This window comes from Pantoea sp. PGP6 (assembly GCF_053474785.1).
Map to the genome: position 1 here is coordinate 1,887,563 of NZ_JBQBMA010000001.1, position 20,446 is coordinate 1,908,008.

Genomic DNA, 20,446 nt, shown 5'->3' on the forward strand with positions numbered 1-20,446 from the left:
CGAAACGGTATTGAGTGCTAAAACAGACCGGATTGCCGAAGCGACAAATCAGGAAGAGAAATAACAACATCAGGCCGCGCGGCGCGTCAGCCGCAGACGGCGATATTTATCCATTGCGTATTTTCAGGAAAACTAACCAGAGGTAATCGATGAATAATCCACCTGCCGGTGAAAAAGACAGACTCAATCCCGTTGTGTTCTACACCTCTGCCGGATTGATTCTGACGTTTTCACTCGTGACGATTCTCTACAGCGATCTGGCCGCCGGCTGGATCCTCGCGGCGGTCAACTGGGTTTCCGCCACCTTCGGCTGGTACTACATGCTGGCTGCCACGCTCTACATCGTGTTCGTGCTCTACATGGCCTGCTCACGCTTTGGCTCGATCAAGCTGGGACCGGAGCAGTCCAAACCTGAATTCAGCGTACTGAGCTGGTCGGCGATGCTGTTTGCCGCCGGGATTGGCATCGACCTGATGTTCTTCTCGGTCGCCGAGCCGGTGACGCAGTACATGCAGCCGCCGGAAGGGGCGGGGCAGACGCTGGAAGCCGCCCGTCAGGCGATGGTCTGGACGCTGTTCCACTACGGTCTGACCGGCTGGTCGATGTACGCACTGATGGGGATTGCGCTCGGCTACTTCAGCTATCGCTACAATCTGCCTTTGACCATCCGTTCCGCGCTCTACCCGATTTTTGGTAAACGTATTTACGGTCCGATTGGTCATACCGTCGATATCGCTGCGGTGGTCGGCACCATTTTTGGTATCGCCACCACGCTGGGGATAGGGGTGGTGCAGCTCAATTACGGTCTGAAGGTGCTGTTTGATATTCCGGAAGGCCTGACCGCCCAGACCGCGTTGATTGTGCTGTCGGTGGTGATCGCGACCATCTCCGTTACTTCCGGCGTCGATAAGGGGATCCGTATCCTGTCGGAACTGAACGTGGTGCTGGCGCTGGGACTGATCCTGTTTGTGCTGTTCTTCGGCAATACCGAATTCCTGCTGAATGCGCTGGTGCTGAACGTCGGCGATTACATTAACCGTTTCATGGGCATGACGCTGAATACCTTCGCTTTTGATCGTCCGACCCAATGGATGAATAGCTGGACGCTATTCTTCTGGGCGTGGTGGGTTGCCTGGTCACCGTTCGTCGGGCTGTTCCTGGCGCGTATCTCCCGTGGCCGTACTATCCGTGAGTTCGTGCTCGGTACGCTGATCATTCCGTTCACCTTTACGCTGCTGTGGCTGTCGGTGTTTGGTAACGCCGCGCTTTACCAGATTATTCACGGCAATGCCGGTTTCGCCCAGGAAGTGATGGCCCATGCGGAACGCGGTTTCTACAGCCTGCTGGCGCAGTATCCGGCGTTTAAACTCAGTGCCTCGGTCGCCACCATCACCGGTATGCTGTTCTACGTGACGTCAGCCGATTCCGGTTCGCTGGTGCTGGGTAACTTCACTTCGAAGCTGAAGGATATCAACAGCGATGCGCCTAACTGGCTGCGCATCTTCTGGTCGATTGCGATTGGTGTCCTGACGCTGAGTATGCTGATGACCAACGGTATTTCTGCCCTGCAGAACACCACGGTGATCATGGGTCTGCCGTTCAGTTTCGTGATCTTCTTTGTGATGGCGGGACTGTATAAATCGCTGAAGATAGAAGACTATCGCCGCGCCAGCGCCACCCGTGATACCGCACCGTATCTGGCGCACGCTACCGACCGTCTGACCTGGAAAAAACGGCTGTCGCGCCTGATGAACTATCCTGGCTCGCGTTATACCCAACAGATGATGGAGAACACCATCTATCCGGCGATGCAGGAAGTGGCGAAAGAGCTGGAGCTGCGCGGCGGCGGGGTGACGCTGGAAAGCGTGGCACCGGATGAGGCCAATCCCATCGGTTATCTGGATCTGCGCGTCCACCTCGGCGAAGAGCAGGACTTTGTCTATCAGGTCTGGCCACAGCAATACTCTGTTCCGGGCTTTACCTATCGCGCCCGCAGCGGTAAATCGACCTATTACCGGCTGGAAACCTTCCTGCTGGAAGGCAGTCAGGGCAACGATTTAATGGATTACAGCAAAGAGCAGGTGATTATCGATATACTCGATCAGTATGAGCGCCACCTGAACTTTATCCATCTCAATCGTGAAGCGCCGGGCAGCAACATTACCTTCCCGAGCGTGTAACAATCGGCCCGTAAACATGCAGATGTTTACGGGCTTTTTTATTCCCGCTGCGGCTGACGACGATAATCCGGCACCGTAGCGCGATTAATTCGACTATCTTTAGGGCGTTACTGGCCTGATGCCTGCCAGGTGTAGACAGGGAGTCGTATGCGTAAAATATTCAGTACTTTTCTGCCGCTGTATACCACCACACTGCTGATGCTGCTGGGGTCGGGCTTGTTAACCACCTATGTTTCGCTGCGGCTGGCCAGCGAGCAGGTCAATGGCGCGCTGATCGGCGCAATTATCGCCGCGAACTATATCGGGCTGGTGATTGGCGGCAAGGTCGGGCACAACCTGATTGCCCGGGTCGGCCATATCCGCGCCTACGTCGCCTGCGCCGGGATTATCACCGCTTCGGTGATTGGCCACGGCCTGACCGATTTTATTCCGCTGTGGGTTTTTCTGCGCCTGATTATCGGGCTGTGCATGATGTGTCAGTACATGGTGCTGGAGAGCTGGCTCAACGATCAGGCGGAGTCGTCGCAGCGCGGAGTGATTTTTGGCTTCTATATGGTCGCGACGTACCTGGGCCTGAGCGGCGGCCAGGTGGTGCTCAGCCTGCAAAGCGGCTTTGACGTCAGCACACTGCTAATCGTGGCGCTCTGCTTCGCCCTCTGTCTGGTGCCGATCGCGCTCACCACCCGCACCCACGTGCAGCCGATGTCGCCAGCACCGATGGAGCTGAGCTACTTCATTCGCACCATTCCGAAACTGCTCGGCACCACTCTGGTGACCGGAATGGTGATTGGTGCATTTTACGGTCTGGCGCCGGTCTACGGCAGCAGTAAAGGCTTTACCACCAGCCAGACCGGCTACTTTATGAGTCTGACCATCTTTGCCGGGCTGGTATCGCAGTTTCCGCTGAGCTGGCTGTCGGATCGTTACGACCGCCAGCGGTTGTTGTTTATCATGGCGCTGCTGTTTGCCGTGGCCTGCGTGCCGCTGGTGTTGCTGCCGCATCTGACGTTCAACTGGATGATTGGCATCGCCTTTGTTGCCAGCATGATGCAGTTCTCGCTCTATCCGTTGCAGGTGGCGCTGGCAAACGATCAGGTGGCTCCTGAACGGCGGGTGTCGTTAACCGCCTGTCTGCTGATGGCGTTTGGGATTGGGGCCAGTATCGGGCCGCTGGTGGTCGGGGCGCTGATACAGCCGCTGGGCAGCAATATGCTCTACCTGTTCTTTACCCTCTGCGCACTGATGATTGCCGGACTGAGTTACGTTAAAGCGCCGGGGCCGCTGCCGACCACCGAAGTGCCGTTGCCGCACGTGGTAATGCCGGACAGTCTCGCCACGTCACCGCTGGGTGCTGCGTTGATTCCCACGCTGGAAGAAGAGGTGATTCAGGCATCGATGGGCAGCGGCGAGCCGGAGCCTGAACCGGATCCTGACGATTTACAGCCAGACGACGATCGGCAGCAACCGGAACCGACGGACAACCGGTCGCCACACTAACGCGAGCGGTGGGCGCCAGTTCATGCCGCCGCTTAAGCTGCCGCACGAACTGGCGCATGCGCTGCCATAGCAACCTGGCCGGATCTGGCTCTCTCTTGTCTGATTGACGTCTCGACAATCCGGCCAGCTCAGGCGAAGCTGGGGCACACCTTCTCTTCAGGACGACCGCCATGCTGGAACTTCGCCCCAACTGTGAGTACTGCGATACCGATCTACCGCCCGCCTCAACCGAAGCACGCATCTGTTCATTCGAATGCACCTTTTGCGCTGACTGCGCAGAGCAGCATCTTCAGCATCTTTGCCCGAACTGTGGCGGTGAGCTGGTACGGCGACCGATTCGGCCGGCTGAAAAACTGATTAACTACCCGGCGAAACGCCGCGCCTGATCGGCGTAAGACAAAAGGGTTGCGCGGGTGAACGGTGCAAACCTCATCAACAGACGTGGCCGGAACAGGTGCATTGTCATGGCCAGCGCGATCAGCCTGCCGGTATGACACCCAGCGCCAGACGACATCGCGTTGATGACGGCCGATCCCTGCCATGGGCCTGCCCAGCCGGTCAGCCGGCTATTCGATCTATACTTCAGCTACCGCCTCAACACGCTGAAGGCCACACCATGCACTATCACTATCTCAACGGTGAAAACTGGGACCGGATCTGGATTGTCGGGGATCTGCACGGCTGTCGTCGCGAACTCGATGCGCTGTTACTGCAGCACCGGTTCAATCCGCAGCAGGATTTACTGATTTCAACCGGCGATTTAATCGATCGTGGGCCAGATAGTCCCGGCTGCCTGGCGCTGATGGATGAGCCCTGGTTTCGCTGTGTGCGTGGCAACCATGAAGAGATGGCGCTGGCGGCGTTACAGGGTCACGAAATGGATCTCTGGCAGATGAATGGGGGAGACTGGTTCTGGCAACTGCGCGGTGCCGCGCTGATCGGCGCCCGGCATGCGCTGCAACGCTGCCAGGAACTGCCGCTGATTCTGCATCTGCAGCTCGACCAGCGGATTGTAGTAGTGGCGCATGCTGATTATCCGGCGGCTGGCTATAGCTGGGAAAAGTCGCTTAACTGGCAGGATGTGGTGTGGAGCCGCCGCCGACTGCAGGCGATTCAGTCGGGGCAGCGCAGTGCGATCCAGGGCGCAGACGCCTTCTATTTTGGTCATACGCCACTCCAGCAGCCGCTGGAGGTGGAGAACCTGCATTACATTGATACCGGCGCCGTGTTTGGTAATCACCTGACGCTGCGACAACTGCAGTGACTCAGCGGAACAGGCGTCCGTCACGCACCAGTTCGCGCGGATAACTGTTTTTAATCCGGCTGCCGACCTTCTTCGCCAGCCCCAGCGGCTGATGTTGCCAGGTGACAATCATCTCATCACGCGTCGGAGCCGTTTCAGGATAGATATCCCGGCCGCGATACCACTCTTCCGCCTCAGCGGCGCTGAGTTCAAATATCTGTTCCGGCGTTGGCCGGGCCAGCGCGATCACCGCTTCATGCTGCCAGCGATAGCCTTTGGCAAAGGTCTCTGCCAGTTTCAGGCCAATTCGTGAGAAGCGCACTTTGCCTAACAGCGGCGTGACGGCGGCCGGGAACAGCCAGATCTCTTTATCGCGCTGCCACAGCTCCAGTGAATCATCCCACGTCAGTGAAGCTGCCGCCGCCGCCTGCCTGATTTCGCTCTCCAGCTTGCGGCTCAGGTGTGAGAACGGCAGCTTGCCCACCTTATACGTCGGGACTGGCAGCGGCTCAACCGACGCCGTTTTACGCAGCCGCGCAACAAAGAAGCCCTCGCTATCGAACAGCTGCGGGAAGACGTGCAGATAACCCTCTGGCGTTGCGGCCTGGGCAGCCCCGTCAAATAACCGATCGAGTGGCTCCACTTCAACCGCGCCGGGATAGCGCTGCAGCAGCCAGTCAATCACCTGCTGATTCTCGATCTGATTCAGGGTACAGGTCGAATAGACCAGCGTCCCGCCAGGCTTCAGCGCGTGGAAGGCACTGTCAATCAGGTCGCGCTGGGTGGCGGCGATCGCTGCGGTGGTTTCCAGCGTCCAGTTTTTCATGGCGTCGGCATCCTTACGGATCACCCCTTCGCCTGAACAGGGCGCATCCAGCAGTATCGCATCGAACTGCTCCGGCAGTGCCGGGCCAAAAACCCGGGCATCAAAGTGGGTCAGGGCGCTGTTGCTGACGCCACAGCGGCTGATATTGGCATGCAGCACCTTGACCCGGCTGGCGGAAAACTCGTTAGCCAGGATGATCCCCTGGTTATTCATCCGTGCCGCGATCTGGGTGGTTTTAGAGCCCGGCGCAGCGGCCATGTCCATCACCGCTGTCACCTCAGACTGCGCATCAAACAGCGCAGTCACCGGCAGCATCGAGCTGGCTTCCTGAATGTAAAACAGGCCACTCAGGTGCTCAGCTACGCTGCCGAGCGGCAGGCTCTCATCTTCCCGGCTGATCCAGAATCCTTCGTCACACCACGGCACCGGCGTCAGTTGCCAGCCATACTGCGCGGTCTGAGCGAGGAAATCGGCCACGCTGATTTTCAGCGTGTTGACGCGCAGGCTGCGGCGCAGCGGTTGCTGGCTGATGGCGATAAACGCTTCGAAGCTGGCATCATCCGGCAGGGCCTGGCGCATCAGGGCAAGAAAATCAGCGGGGAAAAACAGAGAGGAGTCTGACACAGGTACATTCCAGTTAAGGCAAAGGCGGCAGTGTAACATGCAGAAAGCAAACGGGCAGCCTGGCTGCCCGGATGAGAGAGTTTGTAGCCTGCAGGCTCAGGGAAAATGCGGCTTGCGCAAAGACGCAAAAAGCGTCATCCCTGACAGCTCAGCGCGGGCCATCCGTGGCCCGCGATGCTTTGCTACAGCCACATGTGCCCATCGCTTTATCCCTTTCCACCGTCTGAAGCGGGCAGTCTGGCTGCCCGTTGGCATTCGTTTAGCGCGGAGACGGGATCGCCGTGCCCCAGTTGCGCCACTCTTTCGGCGGTTCATCCTGCAGCAGGAAATGTTTATCCGGATTGGCCTGCGGCGCCAGCGGCACGGTTGGCGGGGTCGCAAACTGAATGCCACCGCGAATAAACTGCTGGAAGGTCCCGGTTTTCACCACGCCGCCAATCAGGCCAAAGTCGAGGTTGTAGCCTGATGCCAGCCAGAACACCGAATTGTTACGCACCAGATGCTGATACTTTTTACTGATGCGCAGCGCAATCTGCACCCGGTCGGCCATATTACCCAGCGAGGTGCCGGTTACGGTACCGACTTCAACCCCACGGAACAGCACCGGCGTACCCAGCGACAGCGAACCGGCTTCGGCGGCATCAACGTAGATATTCAGGCCGTTCAGGTAGCGCGAATCGGTGATGGTGCTCTCCTGCAGTTCAAAAATGCGCGCCGCGCGTCCCTTGCCGGGATCGACGTTGACGTAAGGCTGCAACAGGGTTTCGAGGTGATTCACCCCGGTGGCGGAGATTTCCGGTGACACCACCGAGAAACGGCTGCCGAGACGGGCGAAATCCTCTACGTATTCCGGATAAAGCACCGCTTTCGCCACTACCTGATTGTTATCGCTGCTTAACGACAGCGATTCTACCTGGCCGACGTTAATTCCCAGATAGCGGATCGGCATGCCGGCTGACAGTTTGCTGGCGTCGTAGGTATGCAGCGTGATCTGGCTACCCACGGCGCGGGCGGCGGTTTCCGACGGATAGAGAATGCGCTTATCACCTTTAGCCGACAGCGCGCCGCTCATATTGTCGAAGCTGATAGCGCCTTTCAGCGCGCGGTTGAGCGGGGATGCCTGCACCGTCAGGCCGCTGCCGTTAAGCTGAACCCGCGCGCCGCCTTCGGCCCAGAACACGCTTTCGCTGGTCAGCAATTTGCGGTATTCCGGCTGGATATGCACCGCAATATCAAACGCATCGGCGCGCGGCGTGACTTTGACGATCTCGCCAACCTGATATTTACGGTAGAGCACGATGGAGCCGGCCTGCACATCGGGCAGGCTCTTGGCGGTCAGGGTGAGGGTGGTTGACGGTGCATCGCCAACAATCCCTTCTTCCGCTTTTTCCGCATCGGCAAACAGCGGATAGCTGTTTTTCGGCTGGCCTTTTTTGCCCGGTTCAAGGCGAATGCCGCCATCCACCCACTCACGGGCGCTGGCCCCGAGCACCTGCATACCATCCAGACCGAATTTCACGTCCAGTCGGCTGTTAACGATAAACTTGCTGTCGCCGTGCACCAGTTCGCGGTGTTCCGGATTAACCGCCACCACAAAGTTGACGCCATTTTCATCCAGCGAACGCGACATCACCTGACCAATCTGCATGCCGTGCAGCATCAGCGGCTGGCCCTGATCGATACCATAGCTTTCAGGCGCGCTGAGTTTCACCGTCAGCACGTTGGGTTTCTGCAGCAGAGTTTCATTGGATGCCAGCACGGTGTAGTGCTGCTGCGGCGGACCTTCGCCAGGCACCAGTTCAAGGGTATTGCCGGTCAGCAACGCACTGAGGCTGGTATCGGTCAGGCTGATTTTCGGGCTGCGCATTTCAATGCGGGTACCGCTGCGCATCAGACCGACTACCGACGGATCGATCGTCAGTTCGCCGGTCACCTTGCCGCCATCCTGCAAATTAAGTTTGGTCAGGGTGCCGACTTCCAGTCCCTGATACAACAGCGGCGTGCTGCCCGCTTTGAGGTTTTTACCGTCTGGCAGATCAAGCGTAATCAGCACGCCACGCTGGCTGTGCGCCAGATCGGGATAGAGCCGGTAATTTTGTTCAGCTTTAGCCGGTTCGCCCTCGGCAGGCGAGTCAAACGCCACTGCGCCGTTGACCAGCGCGGCAAGGCTCTCAAGCTGGACTTTGGCTCCGCTCAGGCTGACATCGGCATTCACTCCCGACACGTTCCAGAAGCGGCTGCTGGTTTTCACCAGGTTGGTAAAGCGACGGTCGATCAGCACATCAATCGCCACGCCATCGTTTTTGTTATTGATGCTGTAGTCATAGACCCGACCGACCGGGATTTTGCGATAGTAGACCAGCGATCCGGTGCTCAGCGAACCTAAATCAGGCGCATACAGATGGATCAACAGTTCACCGGTATTGACCCGATATTTGGGTTGGGTATCGAGCGCGGTAAAGGCTTCACTCGGTTTACCTTTGCCTGGCATCATGCCGATGTAGTTACCGCCGACCAGCGCATCCAGTCCCGATACGCCCGCCAGTGAAGCTTTAGGCGTCACCAGCCAGAACTGGGTATCTTCCCGCAGCGCATCACGCATGTCGCTCTTGATGCTGGCCTTAATCTGAATGCTGCGATAGTCATCGCTCAGATTGATGCCCTGCACGGTGCCCACTTCCACGCCCTGATAGCGGATTGGCGTGCGGCCCGGCACGATACCATCCGCCGTCTGGAAATTGATGGTGATGGTGGTGCCGCGCTCCTGATAATTAGTCCACAACAGCCAACAGGCGATCAGCATCGCGATGATCGGCAGCAGCCAGAAGGGCGAAATTTTGCGCTTATTGCGCAGCGTGGCGTTAGTCGGTGTAGTCGGCGTTTCCTGTTGCATGTGCATCCCAGAGCAGGCGGCTGTCCAGCCACTCAACAGACATAATGGTCAGGATCACGGCGGCGCCAAAAAACAGCGCTGCCGGTCCCATGGTAAAAGCCAGCAGCTGATCACGGTTGACCAGCGACATGGTTAACGAAATGACGAACAGATCGAGCATTGACCAGCGACCAACCCAGGTCACCACCCGCAACAGGCGGATGCGGGTTTTCAGTCCCTGTTCGCAGCGGAAATGGATGCTTAACAGCAGCGTCAGCATCACCAGCACTTTGGTAAACGGCACCAGAATACTGGCGATAAACACGATGGCGGCGATGGGAATATTGCCGGAACCCAGCGAGACAATGCCGGAGAAAATAGTGTCTTCGCGCCGCGATCCGTTGAGATAGACGATGGAGATCGGCATCAGATTGGCCGGGATTAACAGCACGATTGAGGCGATCAGCGCTGACCAGGATTTTTGCAGGCTGTGGCGGCGACGGAAGTCGAGCGGGGTGTGGCAGCGCGGACAGCGGCCTCGCGCATCCGGTACGCCGGTGTTGTGGCAGTTCAGGCAGACCTGCAGGTCATCACGCGCCATATTGCCGGTGCTTTGCGGATAGAAATGGTCCCACAGCTGCTCAATATTCAGATGGATCAGCGTCAGCACGCTCAGCACCGTCAGCGCGATATAGGCCACCAGTCCATAGCCGAGTTCCAGCGAGGCGTAGTCCTGCACCTTGATTGAGGCGACGGCAATGCCGATCAGGTAGATATCCAGCATCACCCACTCTTTGAGCTTTTCCAGCATCAACAGCACCGGGCGTAAGTTCATTCCCAGCCGATGGCCGATGCCCAGATAGCAGATGCCGGCGACCAGCGTGACCGGCGCGCCAATGGTGCAAAACGCCACCATTGAGGCGGTCAGTACATCACCCTGTTGGGTCATCTGGACAACGCCTTCCAGCACGCTGGCATTAATGCGCATACCGAGCAGCCGGATATCGACCAGCGGCAGGGAAAAGGCAAACGGCATTAACACCATCATGGTGGCGGCCATCGCCATTAATCGGGTCATCGGCCAGTCACGACCGCTGAGAATTTGTGCGTTGCAGCGCGGGCAATGAGCCGACTGATGCGATTTCACATCCGGTAAGGAAAAAAGGGTATCGCATTGCGGGCAACGCTGATAACGTGCGTGAGGCAATGTCTGGCTGATAGCGTGAATTTTCATAGGGTGATGCAATATTCGCTCATCGTAAGTAACACATATCGGTCGTTAAGACAGCGCCTGTGTGCCTGTCTCGGGCATCACGCTTCGATCCACAGAATGCTAAGGGTATAGTAACTAACGCTATGATTCACCTTGTGGCTCTGGATATTTAGTGCTTATTTTTAACAAGCGGTGAAATAACCCCGCTCAGATGTCATTGGTAACGGTTAAATAATGAACAAAACTGCCTTTTACGCCGATTTGAATCGCGATGTGCGCGCCTTACTGGCGGGAGAAACGGCGTTCCTCGCCGCAATGGGTAACTTTAGCGCGCTGTTGTATGAACGTCTCGAAGGCGTGAACTGGGCAGGTTTTTACCTGCTGACGGAAGCGGATACGCTTGTGCTGGGCCCGTTCCAGGGCAAAATCGCCTGTGTGCGCATTCCGGTCGGTAAAGGGGTGTGCGGTACCGCGCTGGCAGAAGATAAAGTGCAACGCGTTGATGATGTGCATGCTTTCCCCGGTCACATCGCCTGTGACGCGGCCAGTAATGCTGAGATTGTGATTCCTCTGAAAGTGAATGGCACTGTGGTTGGGGTGCTGGACATCGACAGCGTAGAGTACAATCGCTTTGACAGCGACGACGAATCGGGGCTGGTCACACTTACTGATGGGCTTTGTGAAGTGCTTGCGAACAGCGACTTAGAAAAATATCTGCAGCTGGCGCGCAGCTAATCGACTGGATCACATGGCATTTAGCGATGTTGTCATTATAATGTCGCCTGTTCATGCCTGCGCTGGTCGGCAAACCCGTTGTAATCAGGAAATTTCATGGAAAATCAACCTAAGTTGAATAGCAGTAAAGAAGTCATCAGCTTTCTGGCGGAGCGCTTTCCGCACTGCTTTAGCGCTGAAGGTGAAGCGCGTCCGCTCAAGATCGGTATCTTTCAGGATCTGGTCGAGCGTGTTCAGGGCGAAATGAATCTGAGCAAAACGCAGTTGCGTTCTGCCTTACGCCTTTATACCTCAAGCTGGCGTTATCTGTACGGCATTAAAGCCGGTGCGACGCGTGTCGATCTCGACGGTAACGCCTGTGGCGTGCTGGACGAGCAGCACGTCGAGCACGCACGCAAGCAACTGGAAGACGCCAAAGCGCGTGTTCAGGCGCAGCGTGATCAGCAGCGTGCCGCCCGTCGTGAAGCAGGCGAAAGCGAAGAGGGCGCGGCACCGCGTCGTCCACGCAAGCCGGCTGCGCGTAAACCTGCCGAAGGCGATGCCGCGCGTAAACCGCGTCCGCAGACCGCAGCAGAACGCCCGACCGCCTCACAGCACCGCAAACCGGCCCCACGCCCGGAGCAGCAAGCCCGACCCATCACTGATACCTCAACTTTGCAGCCCGGCCAGAGTATTAAAGTTAAAGCAGGCAAAAGTGCGATGGACGCGACCGTTCTTGAAGTATCTAAAGACGGCGTTCGGGTCCAGCTCGCTTCCGGCATGGCAATGATTGTGCGCGCAGAACACTTGCAGTTCTGAAACGGAGGCTGACCCCGGCATGAACACCCTTTTTAAAATTGGACTTATTGCGGGCCTGCTGTTGTCAGGCCCTTCCTTTGGCGCGGAGAACATTACCCGCGCCGACCAGATTCCCCAGCTTCACGAAGACCCGCAGGACCCGACGGTCAGCGAACGTGTCACCTCACGCTTTACCCGTTCCCACTATCGCCAGTTCGACCTGAATCAGGACTTTTCAGCGAAAATTTTTGATCGCTACCTGAACATGCTCGATTACAGCCATAACGTGCTGCTGGCCTCGGATGTGGCGCAGTTTGCCAGCAAAAAAAACCTCGTCGGCGATGAGCTGCGCAGCGGTAAGCTGGACCTGTTTTACGATCTTTACAATCTGGCGCAGAAGCGCCGTTTTGAGCGCTATCAGTATGCGCTGACGGTGCTGGATCGCCCGATGAATTTTACCGGCAATGACACCATCGACATTGACCGGGCTAAAGCCCCGTGGCCGAAAGATCAGTCTGAACTGAACGCGCTGTGGGATGCCAAGGTCAAATATGACCAGCTGAGCCTGAAACTGGCCGGCAAAGATGAGAAAGAGATCCGCGAAGTGCTGACCAAGCGCTACAACTTCGCCATCCGTCGTCTGGCACAGAGCAACAGCGAAGATGTGTTCCAGCTGGCGATGAACGCTTTTGCGCACGAAATCGATCCGCATACCAACTACCTGTCGCCGCGCAACACCGAGCAGTTCAACACCGAAATGAGCCTGTCACTGGAAGGTATCGGCGCGGTGCTGCAGATGGATGACGATTACACCGTGATCAATTCGATGGTAGCAGGCGGTCCGGCAGCGAAAAGTAAAGCCATTACCGTTGGCGATCGCATCGTCGGCGTCGGTCAGCCAGGCAAGCCAATGGAAGATGTGATTGGCTGGCGTCTGGATGACGTTGTGGCAAAAATCAAAGGGCCGAAAGGCAGCAAAGTCCGACTCGAAGTGTTGCCAGCCGGTAAGGGAACCAAAACCCGCACCGTAACGCTGACGCGTGAGAAGATCCGTCTGGAAGATCGGGCGGTCAAAATGAGCGTCAGAAATGTCGGTAAACAGAAAGTCGGCGTACTTGATATTCCGGGCTTCTATGTTGGCCTGACCGATGACGTTAAAGTGCAGCTGCAGAAACTGCAAAAGCAGAACGTGGATAGCGTGGTGATCGATCTGCGTACCAATGGCGGCGGCGCGCTGACTGAAGCGGTGTCACTCTCCGGACTGTTTATTCCGAGCGGCCCGGTGGTGCAGGTACGCGACAACAATGGTCGGGTACGCCAGGACAGCGATAACGATGGCGTGGTCTATTACAAAGGTCCGCTGGTGGTGCTGGTCGATCGCTTCAGTGCGTCCGCCTCTGAGATTTTCGCCGCGGCGATGCAGGATTACGGTCGCGCTGTGATTGTCGGTGAGCCGACCTTTGGTAAAGGCACCGTGCAGCAATATCGTTCTCTGAACCGTATCTACGATCAGATGCTGCGCCCGGAATGGCCAGCGCTGGGGTCGGTACAGTACACCATTCAGAAGTTCTATCGCATCAACGGCGGCAGTACGCAGCGTAAAGGCGTCACGCCAGATCTGCTGATGCCAACCGGCGTAGAAGCGGCTGAAACCGGTGAGAAGTTCGAAGACAATGCGCTGCCGTGGGACAGCATCAATGCGGCGACCTACGTCAAATCCGGCGATGTAAAACCGCTGGTGCCGCAGCTGACCCGTCAGCATGCCGATCGCATCGCACAGGACCGTGAGTTCCAGTACATCATGAAGGACATTGCCCGTTTCAATGCCCTGAAGGATAAGCGCAACATCGTATCGCTCAACCTCGCCCAGCGTGAGAAAGAGAACCACGAAGATGATGCGTCGCGTCTGGAGCGGATCAATGCCCGCTATCAGGCCGAAGGCAAAAAACCGCTGAAGAACCTGGATGAGCTGCCGAAAGATTATAAAGAGCCTGACCCGTATCTTGATGAGACGGTGAAGATTGCTAACGATCTGGCGCAACTCGACAAGTCTCAGCCGGACACCCCTGCGGCTAAATAGATCGCCGACGCGATGAAAAAGCACCGTTCAGCGGTGCTTTTTTTTTGCCAGAAAAGCACCGGCGTTGAGCATTAATAAGCCGCGGTAAACCCGCAGACGGGCCGGGCAGGCCAGCGGGCGTGACAAAATGTAAAGTTATGTCTTTTTAGGCACTTAAACGTTAAGGTCGCTTGAAAAGCCGCACAATGCTCATAGGATATGTATCCGCGCATAAGCGCGTGAACCACTGAGGAAGATTAACAAATATGATGCGTATTGCTCTTTTCCTGATGACCAACCTGGCTGTGATGTTGGTATTCGGGCTGATTCTCAGCCTGACAGGGATCCAGTCAAGCAGTGTTCAGGGCCTGATGATCATGGCGGGTCTGTTTGGCTTTGGCGGTGCGTTTGTTTCACTGCTGATGTCGAAGTGGATGGCACTGCGCTCGGTTGGCGGTGAAGTGATTGAACAGCCACGCAATGAAACTGAGCGCTGGCTGGTGGATACCATTGGACGTCAGGCGCAGCAGGCCGGGATTGCCATGCCGCAGGTTGCGATCTATCACGCGCCCGACATCAACGCCTTTGCGACCGGTGCCCGGCGTGATGCCTCGCTGGTGGCCGTTTCAACCGGCTTACTGCAGAACATGAGCCGTGACGAAGCGGAAGCGGTACTGGCACACGAAGTGTCGCACATCGCAAACGGCGACATGATCACCATGACGCTGATTCAGGGTATCGTGAACACCTTCGTGATCTTTGTTTCACGTATTCTGGCGCAAATCGCGGCGGGCTTTATGTCCGGCAACCGTGATGGTGAAGAGAGCAGCAACGGCAACCCGCTGGTCTATTTTGCGGTGTCGATGGTGCTGGAGCTGGTGTTTGGTATTCTTGCCAGCATCATCACCATGTGGTTCTCGCGTCACCGCGAATTCCATGCCGACGCAGGCTCTGCGAAACTGGTAGGTCGTGAGAAGATGATTGCGGCGTTACAGCGGCTGAAAACCAGCTACGAACCGCAGGAACCGAGCAGCATGATGGCGTTCTGTATTAACGGTAAAGGCAAGTCGTTCAGCGAGCTGTTTATGTCGCACCCGCCGTTAGACAAACGTATTGAAGCGCTGCGCAGCGGTCAGTATCTGAAGTAAGCGAGATAACAGCAGAAAGGCGACCTCCGGGTCGCCTTTTTTATGTCTGCGATCAGGCCGCCGCGCGGCTCTGGGTCATACGTGACAGGCTGACAATCGCGGCCACCGTCGAGAAGCCGCCCGCCAGCAGCAGCGAGGCGTGGGTGCCGCTCTGGTCAAACAGATTGAACATCAGCGCCACCAGCGCCGCACCGACGCTCTGGCCCAGCAGACGGGCGGTGCCCAGCATGCCACTGGCTCCGCCGCTGCGGTGACGCGGTGCAGAGGTGATAATGGTGTGATTATTGGGCGACTGGAACAGACCAAAGCCAGCGCCGCACAGCATCATCCGCCAGATAATATCGCCATCGCCCGGCTGAGCCGGCAACAGCGCCAGCAAAAACAGCCCGGCAGCAAACATCGCCAGACCGATACCGCCCAGCAGCCCGGCATGGACCCGCTCAATTAACCGGCCGGCAATCGGGGCGAATACCATGGTCGCCAGCGGCCAGGGCGTCAGCAGCAGACCGGTGGTGACCTCATCGCGGCCCAGCACGTTCTGCAGGAAGAATGGCAGCGACACCATCGCCAGCATCTGCGCGCAGAACGAGCAGACCGAGGTGCCCATCGACAGGCTGAATATCGGAGTGCGCAGCAGATCCACCGGTAGCAGCGGCACCGCCATATTCAGCTGACGGCGAATAAAGAACAGGCCGACCACCAGCAACGCCAGCAACTCTGCCAGCACCAGCCAGCCATTCTGACCCTGCGCAAAGCCGCTGAGGGCGGAAATCAGCAGGCCGAAAAACAGCGCATTCATGATGGCGCTGGGAATATCGAACTTCTGGGCGGTCGCTTTTTGTGGGTTGTCCGGCAGGGTTCGCAGCGCCAGCCACAGTGCAATCGCCCCCAGCGGGACGTTGATCAGGAACAGCCATTTCCAGCTGGCCACCGACAGAATCGCCGCCGCCACCGTGGGTCCTGCCGCGGTTGATACCGCCACAATCAGCGAGTTGATCGCCATACCCCGGCCCAGATAACGCTGCGGGTAGATAATGCGTATCAGCGCCGTATTTACGCTCATCAGCGCCGCGCCGCCAAAGCCCTGTAATACCCGGGCGAAGGTCAGCATGTTAAGTGAGGTGGAGAGGGCACAAAACAGCGAGGTGGCGATAAACAGTGCCAGACCGGCCTGATAGACGCGGCGATAACCCAGCATATCGCCCAGAAACGACAGCGACAGCAGCGAGACGATAATAGCAATCTGGTAGGCGTTAACGATCCACACTGACTCTGCCGGGCTGGCATTCAGTTCACGCGCAATAGTCGGCAGCGCCACGTTGGCAATTGCGCCATCCAGCACCGCCATGGTGATGCCGAGAGCGATAGTCAGAATGGCCCAGTAGCGCTGGGCGACCGGCAGTCCGTCCTGCGGAGAAGAGAGTGACATGGTGTATTTGCTAAAGAGGGTGAATATCATCATGCTAATGAAATTGCCGCCAAAAAGCAGCGCGGGCGATGACAAAAAGTTGTCTTAAAATATGTCTTAGCCGCAATCGCCTGCGCTGGCTGTCCGCCTGAAACGGCGCATGGCTGCCGCTGCGTTGTCTGCTTAGCCGTCAGCGCGACGGCGCGCCAGCCACTCAGACCGGTCTGCAGGTGTACCGCTCCACGCTATTCCCGGTCACGATTCAGCGGGATAAACCGCACAGCGCGACGTAAAGCATTGCCGCCGCCGTCAGCCTCGCTCTATACTGACAGTCCGTTCCATTTTTTTTGAAACAGGTTTAACAAGGTGCGCGATGTCCTCTGCTGAAAATGACAAACAGCCCGATTCAGTCTCCTCGGTCCTTAAAGTGTTCGGTATTTTGCAGGCACTGGGCGAAGAGCGCGATCACGGTATTACTGAGCTCGCGCAGCGCGTGATGATGTCAAAAAGTACCGTTTACCGCTTTCTGCAAACCATGAAGTCGCTGGGTTACGTTACCCAGGAAGGGGAGAGTGAAAAGTATTCGCTGACCCTGAAACTGTTTGAGCTTGGCGCGAAAGCGTTGCAGAACGTCGATCTGATCCGCAGCGCGGATGTGCAGATGCGGGAGCTGTCGCGTCTGACCAAAGAGACAATCCATCTCGGCGCGCTGGAAGAGGACAGCATTGTCTACATCCATAAAATCGATTCGCTCTATAACCTGCGCATGTATTCCCGCATCGGGCGACGTAACCCGCTGCACACCACCGCCATTGGTAAAGTGCTGCTCGCCTGGCGCGATCGTCAGGAAGTGAAAGAGATCCTGCGGGACGTTGAATTTAAGCGCAGTACTGCCAATACGCTGGTCAGCGCAGAGGCGCTGCTGGAGGCGCTGGATCAGGTCAAAATTCAGGGTTACGGCGAAGATAACGAAGAGCAGGAAGAGGGATTACGCTGCATCGCGGTACCGGTATTTGACCGCTTTGGCGTGGTGATCGCCGGACTGAGCATCTCATTCCCGACCATTCGATTCTCGGAAGACGCCCGCCAGGATTATGTGGCGATGCTGCACCGCGCAGCGCGTACCCTGTCAGCGGAAATGGGCTTTCATCACTACGAATTCTGAAAACAGCGGGCCACTGCGCCCGCTGGATGAGAATTAATTATCGATCACTTCTCCGCTCTTCTTCAGTAACGGACAATCGGTCACCCCGACCACGCCACTGTCAGTATGCAGGTATTGTGCGCTGATAAGGCCACGTGCCGTAAGGTAACTGCACTGCAGACCCAGCCCCGCGGCATTTTTGGTGCTGCCGGTTAACACGCCGTAGCCGGTAAAAAGCATTGCCAGCCAGATCACCGCCAGTAACCCAATCGCCCGAATAAACAGTTTCATTTTGTCTCCTTGTGACAGATAACGCAGCGCTCCACGTATTGCTGCTGGCCATGATTGTACCAGCATGCCTCGCTTTTCCGGCGGGATCGATCAGAGATAACTGAAACGGTAAATTCTGCATTGATGCTAACCCCATTATCTTTTGCCAGGGCTAAGGGTAGAATGAGCGGTTACAGCGTTTGGGACATTCCACTAAGGTTTATGAGGCAGTTATGAATGAGTTAGCCGCAAATTCGGGACCACTGGTCAGCTATGGTCTGCTGGTGATTATTTTGATTGTGGCATTTATTGTCTGGTTCTTTGTAAACCGGGCCAGCGTGCGGGCCGGTGAACAGATTCAGTTACTCGAATCGCTACTGGAAGAGCAGAAAAAACAGACTATTCTGTTACGTCGTCTGGTAGATGCGCAGCCTGGCGCAGAGACCAAAAAGAACGATGAAGATCAGGACAAACGCGATTTTATTCGCCTGATACCGGAACGTTAATCCCCGCATGGAGGCTGGATGGCCTGGAAAAACCCGTGGTACGACAGCAGTAAAACGCATCACACGCCTGAAGGCTTCCGCAATCCTGAACCCGATCTCCGTCAGCCTGGCGATCTGCAACGCTGGCGCCGCGAGCGTAAAGCGCAGGGGCTGCCGTTGCCGCCCCGAGAGGGTTATGCAGCCTTTACCGCGCAGTGGTGGCAACCGGCCGATCTGAGCGGCAGCGATGACCGCGTCTGGTGGCTGGGACATGCTGCTCTGCTCTTGCGGGTTAACCAGCGCTATATTCTGATCGATCCCGCCTTATCGTCGCGCGCGTCGCCGTTACCCTTTGCCGGCCCGCAGCGTAAAACCCCGTCACCACTGAATATCCGCGATTTGCCGCGGCTCGATCTGGTGCTGGTATCGCACAATCATTACGACCATCTTGACAGGCCGACGGTCAGGCAGATTGTGCGGCACTTTCCCGAGGCGACGTTTATTGTCCCGCTTGGTCTGGCCAGCTGGTTCACCCGTCAGGGCGTCGCCCGGGTGGAGCAACTGGACTGGTGGCAGTCGCTCCGGTTCGACGATCTCTGTATCGATGCGGTGCCGGCCCGTCACTGGAGTATGCGAACCCCGCGCGATCGAAACCGTTCACTGTGGTGCGGCTGGGTGGTGCGATCGCCCACCCTGCGTTTCTGGTTTTCGGGCGATAGTGGCTTCAGCGAGAATTTACGCGAGGTGGTGACGCGTCTCGGCCCCTTTAATCTTGCTGCCTTACCGATTGGGGCCTGGGCACCCAAATGGTTCATGGCCAGTCAGCATATGGACCCGGATCAGGCGGTCGAATTATGGCGTGAGGCAGGCAGGCCGCTGACGGTACCGATCCACTGGGGCGTGTTTGAACTGGCGGATGAGTCACTGGACGCGCCGCCAGCCGAACTTGAGCATGCGCTCCAGCGGGCAGGGCAGGATAACCAACGGTTTTCTGCCTGGCGAATAGGGGAAAGTCGGGGACTGGATAATATCGACCAGGAATAATCCTAAAGCGAGCGAAATGATTTAAATCAGACTCTGTTTTATCTGACATCAATTTTTCAGTTCAAAAGCAAAATTTTTAATAAGCAAATTCCTAACCGCTGCTTTTATTTGGAGCAACCCTGACCGGGGGCTCCTGTTTTTGGTGCAAAGTGCTTTTATATTTGTACTTAATAAAGCTTTTTGTACAGGATTGGCGCTGCGTTAATCATCCTCAGCCGATTACCGCTTCGTTTATTCTTTTAGCTTTTGCCATATTTGTGAAATATTAATTTCTTATGGTATCCATTGGTTTAATGGCGGCGGGGTACAGTAACGCCGGTTGCTGCGACCGCGATCGCAGCGGGCGGAATAGCGAAATGCTTTATTTTATCGGGCAGAAAAGGGCAACTTCTGAACCAGACGGAACATTCATTGTGAGCACTCTGGCAATTGTGTGCAAAGCTTCTCCCCGCGTTTAAAAATGGCTTGCCATTATTTTAAGGATATGTGATAACAATTCGTGGGTTAAACGAGGTACAGTTCTGTTTATGCATGGCATCTTCAGTAAAGAAGTTACGAGTAAAGACGTTGACGTTGAATACCGCTTCCTTGCCGAACCTTAATTAGTGCCTCATTCAGTAACGTCTCTGGTTTCTCTGTAAGTCAGCCTTCGGGCTAAATAAACATTCAAAGGAATTTGCAAAATGGCAAAGATTAAAGGTCAGGTTAAGTGGTTCAACGAGTCTAAAGGTTTTGGCTTCATTACTCCTGCTGACGGTAGCAAAGATGTGTTCGTACACTTCTCCGCTATCCAGGGCAATGGTTTCAAAACCCTGGCCGAAGGCCAAAGCGTTGAGTTCGAAATTCAGGACGGCCAGAAAGGCCCGGCTGCAGTAAACGTTACTGCAATCTGATTCGACTCCGACTCGGTGCACTGCACCT

18 protein-coding genes are annotated in these 20,446 nt (G+C 56.6%); 13 read left to right on the forward strand and 5 right to left on the reverse strand.

The window, feature by feature from the left end; genetic code table 11:
• Positions 1-149 precede the first annotated feature (149 nt).
• The 4 genes from ACLIBF_RS08910 to ACLIBF_RS08925 all read left to right on the forward strand — a co-directional run bounded on the left by ACLIBF_RS08910 (position 150) and on the right by ACLIBF_RS08925 (position 4,941).
• Positions 150-2,180 carry a choline transporter gene (locus ACLIBF_RS08910; protein ID WP_031377471.1) on the forward strand — a complete coding sequence of 677 codons (2,031 nt, stop codon included), beginning with the start codon at positions 150-152 and terminating at the stop codon, positions 2,178-2,180.
• Positions 2,181-2,327: 147 nt separating this feature from the next.
• Positions 2,328-3,677, forward strand: a complete 1,350-nt coding sequence (locus tag ACLIBF_RS08915) for an MFS transporter (RefSeq protein ID WP_031377470.1) — start codon at positions 2,328-2,330, stop codon at positions 3,675-3,677.
• Between the two features lie 170 nt (positions 3,678-3,847).
• Positions 3,848-4,063, forward strand: coding sequence for a DUF1272 domain-containing protein (locus ACLIBF_RS08920; RefSeq protein ID WP_031377469.1), 216 nt, complete (start codon positions 3,848-3,850; stop codon positions 4,061-4,063).
• Between the two features lie 230 nt (positions 4,064-4,293).
• A complete protein-coding gene (locus ACLIBF_RS08925) occupies positions 4,294-4,941 on the forward strand; it encodes a metallophosphoesterase (protein WP_031377468.1) in 648 nt (215 codons plus the stop codon).
• A 1-nt stretch (position 4,942) separates the two neighbouring features.
• Here the strand turns inward: ACLIBF_RS08925 and rsmF are convergent, their stop codons facing one another.
• The 3 genes from rsmF to yebS form a co-directional block, all read right to left on the reverse strand.
• Complete coding sequence (gene rsmF / locus ACLIBF_RS08930) at positions 4,943-6,409, reverse strand: 16S rRNA (cytosine(1407)-C(5))-methyltransferase RsmF (protein ID WP_425028333.1); 1,467 nt, start codon at positions 6,407-6,409, stop codon at positions 4,943-4,945.
• Between the two features lie 220 nt (positions 6,410-6,629).
• Positions 6,630-9,263 (reverse strand): PqiB family protein, encoded by a 2,634-nt coding sequence (locus tag ACLIBF_RS08935; protein WP_279809738.1) that lies wholly within the window; start codon positions 9,261-9,263, stop codon positions 6,630-6,632.
• Entirely contained in the window at positions 9,232-10,476 is a 1,245-nt protein-coding gene (gene yebS, locus ACLIBF_RS08940; RefSeq protein ID WP_279809737.1) for a membrane integrity lipid transport subunit YebS, read from the reverse strand. Before yebS ends, ACLIBF_RS08935 begins: the two co-directional genes overlap by 32 nt.
• A gap of 213 nt (positions 10,477-10,689) precedes the next feature.
• On the opposite strand from yebS, the gene ACLIBF_RS08945 reads away from it, so the two are divergent.
• From ACLIBF_RS08945 to htpX, 4 genes are all read left to right on the forward strand, one after another.
• A complete protein-coding gene (locus ACLIBF_RS08945) occupies positions 10,690-11,190 on the forward strand; it encodes a GAF domain-containing protein (RefSeq protein WP_279809736.1) in 501 nt (166 codons plus the stop codon).
• Positions 11,191-11,286: 96 nt separating this feature from the next.
• A complete protein-coding gene (gene proQ / locus ACLIBF_RS08950; protein WP_046288277.1) occupies positions 11,287-11,988 on the forward strand; it encodes an RNA chaperone ProQ in 702 nt (233 codons plus the stop codon).
• 19 nt (positions 11,989-12,007) lie between these two features.
• Positions 12,008-14,047 carry a carboxy terminal-processing peptidase gene (prc, locus tag ACLIBF_RS08955; protein ID WP_031374644.1) on the forward strand — a complete coding sequence of 680 codons (2,040 nt, stop codon included), beginning with the start codon at positions 12,008-12,010 and terminating at the stop codon, positions 14,045-14,047.
• Positions 14,048-14,292: 245 nt separating this feature from the next.
• Entirely contained in the window at positions 14,293-15,174 is an 882-nt protein-coding gene (gene htpX / locus ACLIBF_RS08960; RefSeq protein ID WP_031374643.1) for a protease HtpX, read from the forward strand.
• Between the two features lie 52 nt (positions 15,175-15,226).
• Here htpX and ACLIBF_RS08965 read toward each other — a convergent pair whose 3' ends face one another.
• The gene (locus ACLIBF_RS08965) at positions 15,227-16,603 is read right to left on the reverse strand and encodes an MFS transporter (RefSeq protein WP_448310382.1); all 1,377 of its coding nucleotides are present in this window, start codon (positions 16,601-16,603) and stop codon (positions 15,227-15,229) included.
• 352 nt (positions 16,604-16,955) lie between these two features.
• On the opposite strand from ACLIBF_RS08965, the gene kdgR reads away from it, so the two are divergent.
• Entirely contained in the window at positions 16,956-17,747 is a 792-nt protein-coding gene (gene kdgR, locus ACLIBF_RS08970; protein ID WP_031374641.1) for a DNA-binding transcriptional regulator KdgR, read from the forward strand.
• 33 nt (positions 17,748-17,780) lie between these two features.
• Here the strand turns inward: kdgR and ACLIBF_RS08975 are convergent, their stop codons facing one another.
• Positions 17,781-18,017, reverse strand: a complete 237-nt coding sequence (locus ACLIBF_RS08975; protein ID WP_069728558.1) for a YobH family protein — start codon at positions 18,015-18,017, stop codon at positions 17,781-17,783.
• Between the two features lie 212 nt (positions 18,018-18,229).
• On the opposite strand from ACLIBF_RS08975, the gene ACLIBF_RS08980 reads away from it, so the two are divergent.
• The 4 genes from ACLIBF_RS08980 to cspE all read left to right on the forward strand — a co-directional run bounded on the left by ACLIBF_RS08980 (position 18,230) and on the right by cspE (position 20,418).
• A complete protein-coding gene (locus ACLIBF_RS08980) occupies positions 18,230-18,502 on the forward strand; it encodes a YebO family protein (RefSeq protein WP_031374639.1) in 273 nt (90 codons plus the stop codon).
• An 18-nt stretch (positions 18,503-18,520) separates the two neighbouring features.
• Positions 18,521-19,525 carry an MBL fold metallo-hydrolase gene (locus ACLIBF_RS08985; RefSeq protein ID WP_279809734.1) on the forward strand — a complete coding sequence of 335 codons (1,005 nt, stop codon included), beginning with the start codon at positions 18,521-18,523 and terminating at the stop codon, positions 19,523-19,525.
• A gap of 527 nt (positions 19,526-20,052) precedes the next feature.
• Entirely contained in the window at positions 20,053-20,127 is a 75-nt protein-coding gene (locus ACLIBF_RS08990; RefSeq protein ID WP_143811575.1) for a DUF2627 domain-containing protein, read from the forward strand.
• A gap of 81 nt (positions 20,128-20,208) precedes the next feature.
• Positions 20,209-20,418 (forward strand): transcription antiterminator/RNA stability regulator CspE, encoded by a 210-nt coding sequence (cspE, locus tag ACLIBF_RS08995; protein ID WP_003852684.1) that lies wholly within the window; start codon positions 20,209-20,211, stop codon positions 20,416-20,418.
• The last annotated feature ends 28 nt before the right edge of the window (positions 20,419-20,446 follow it).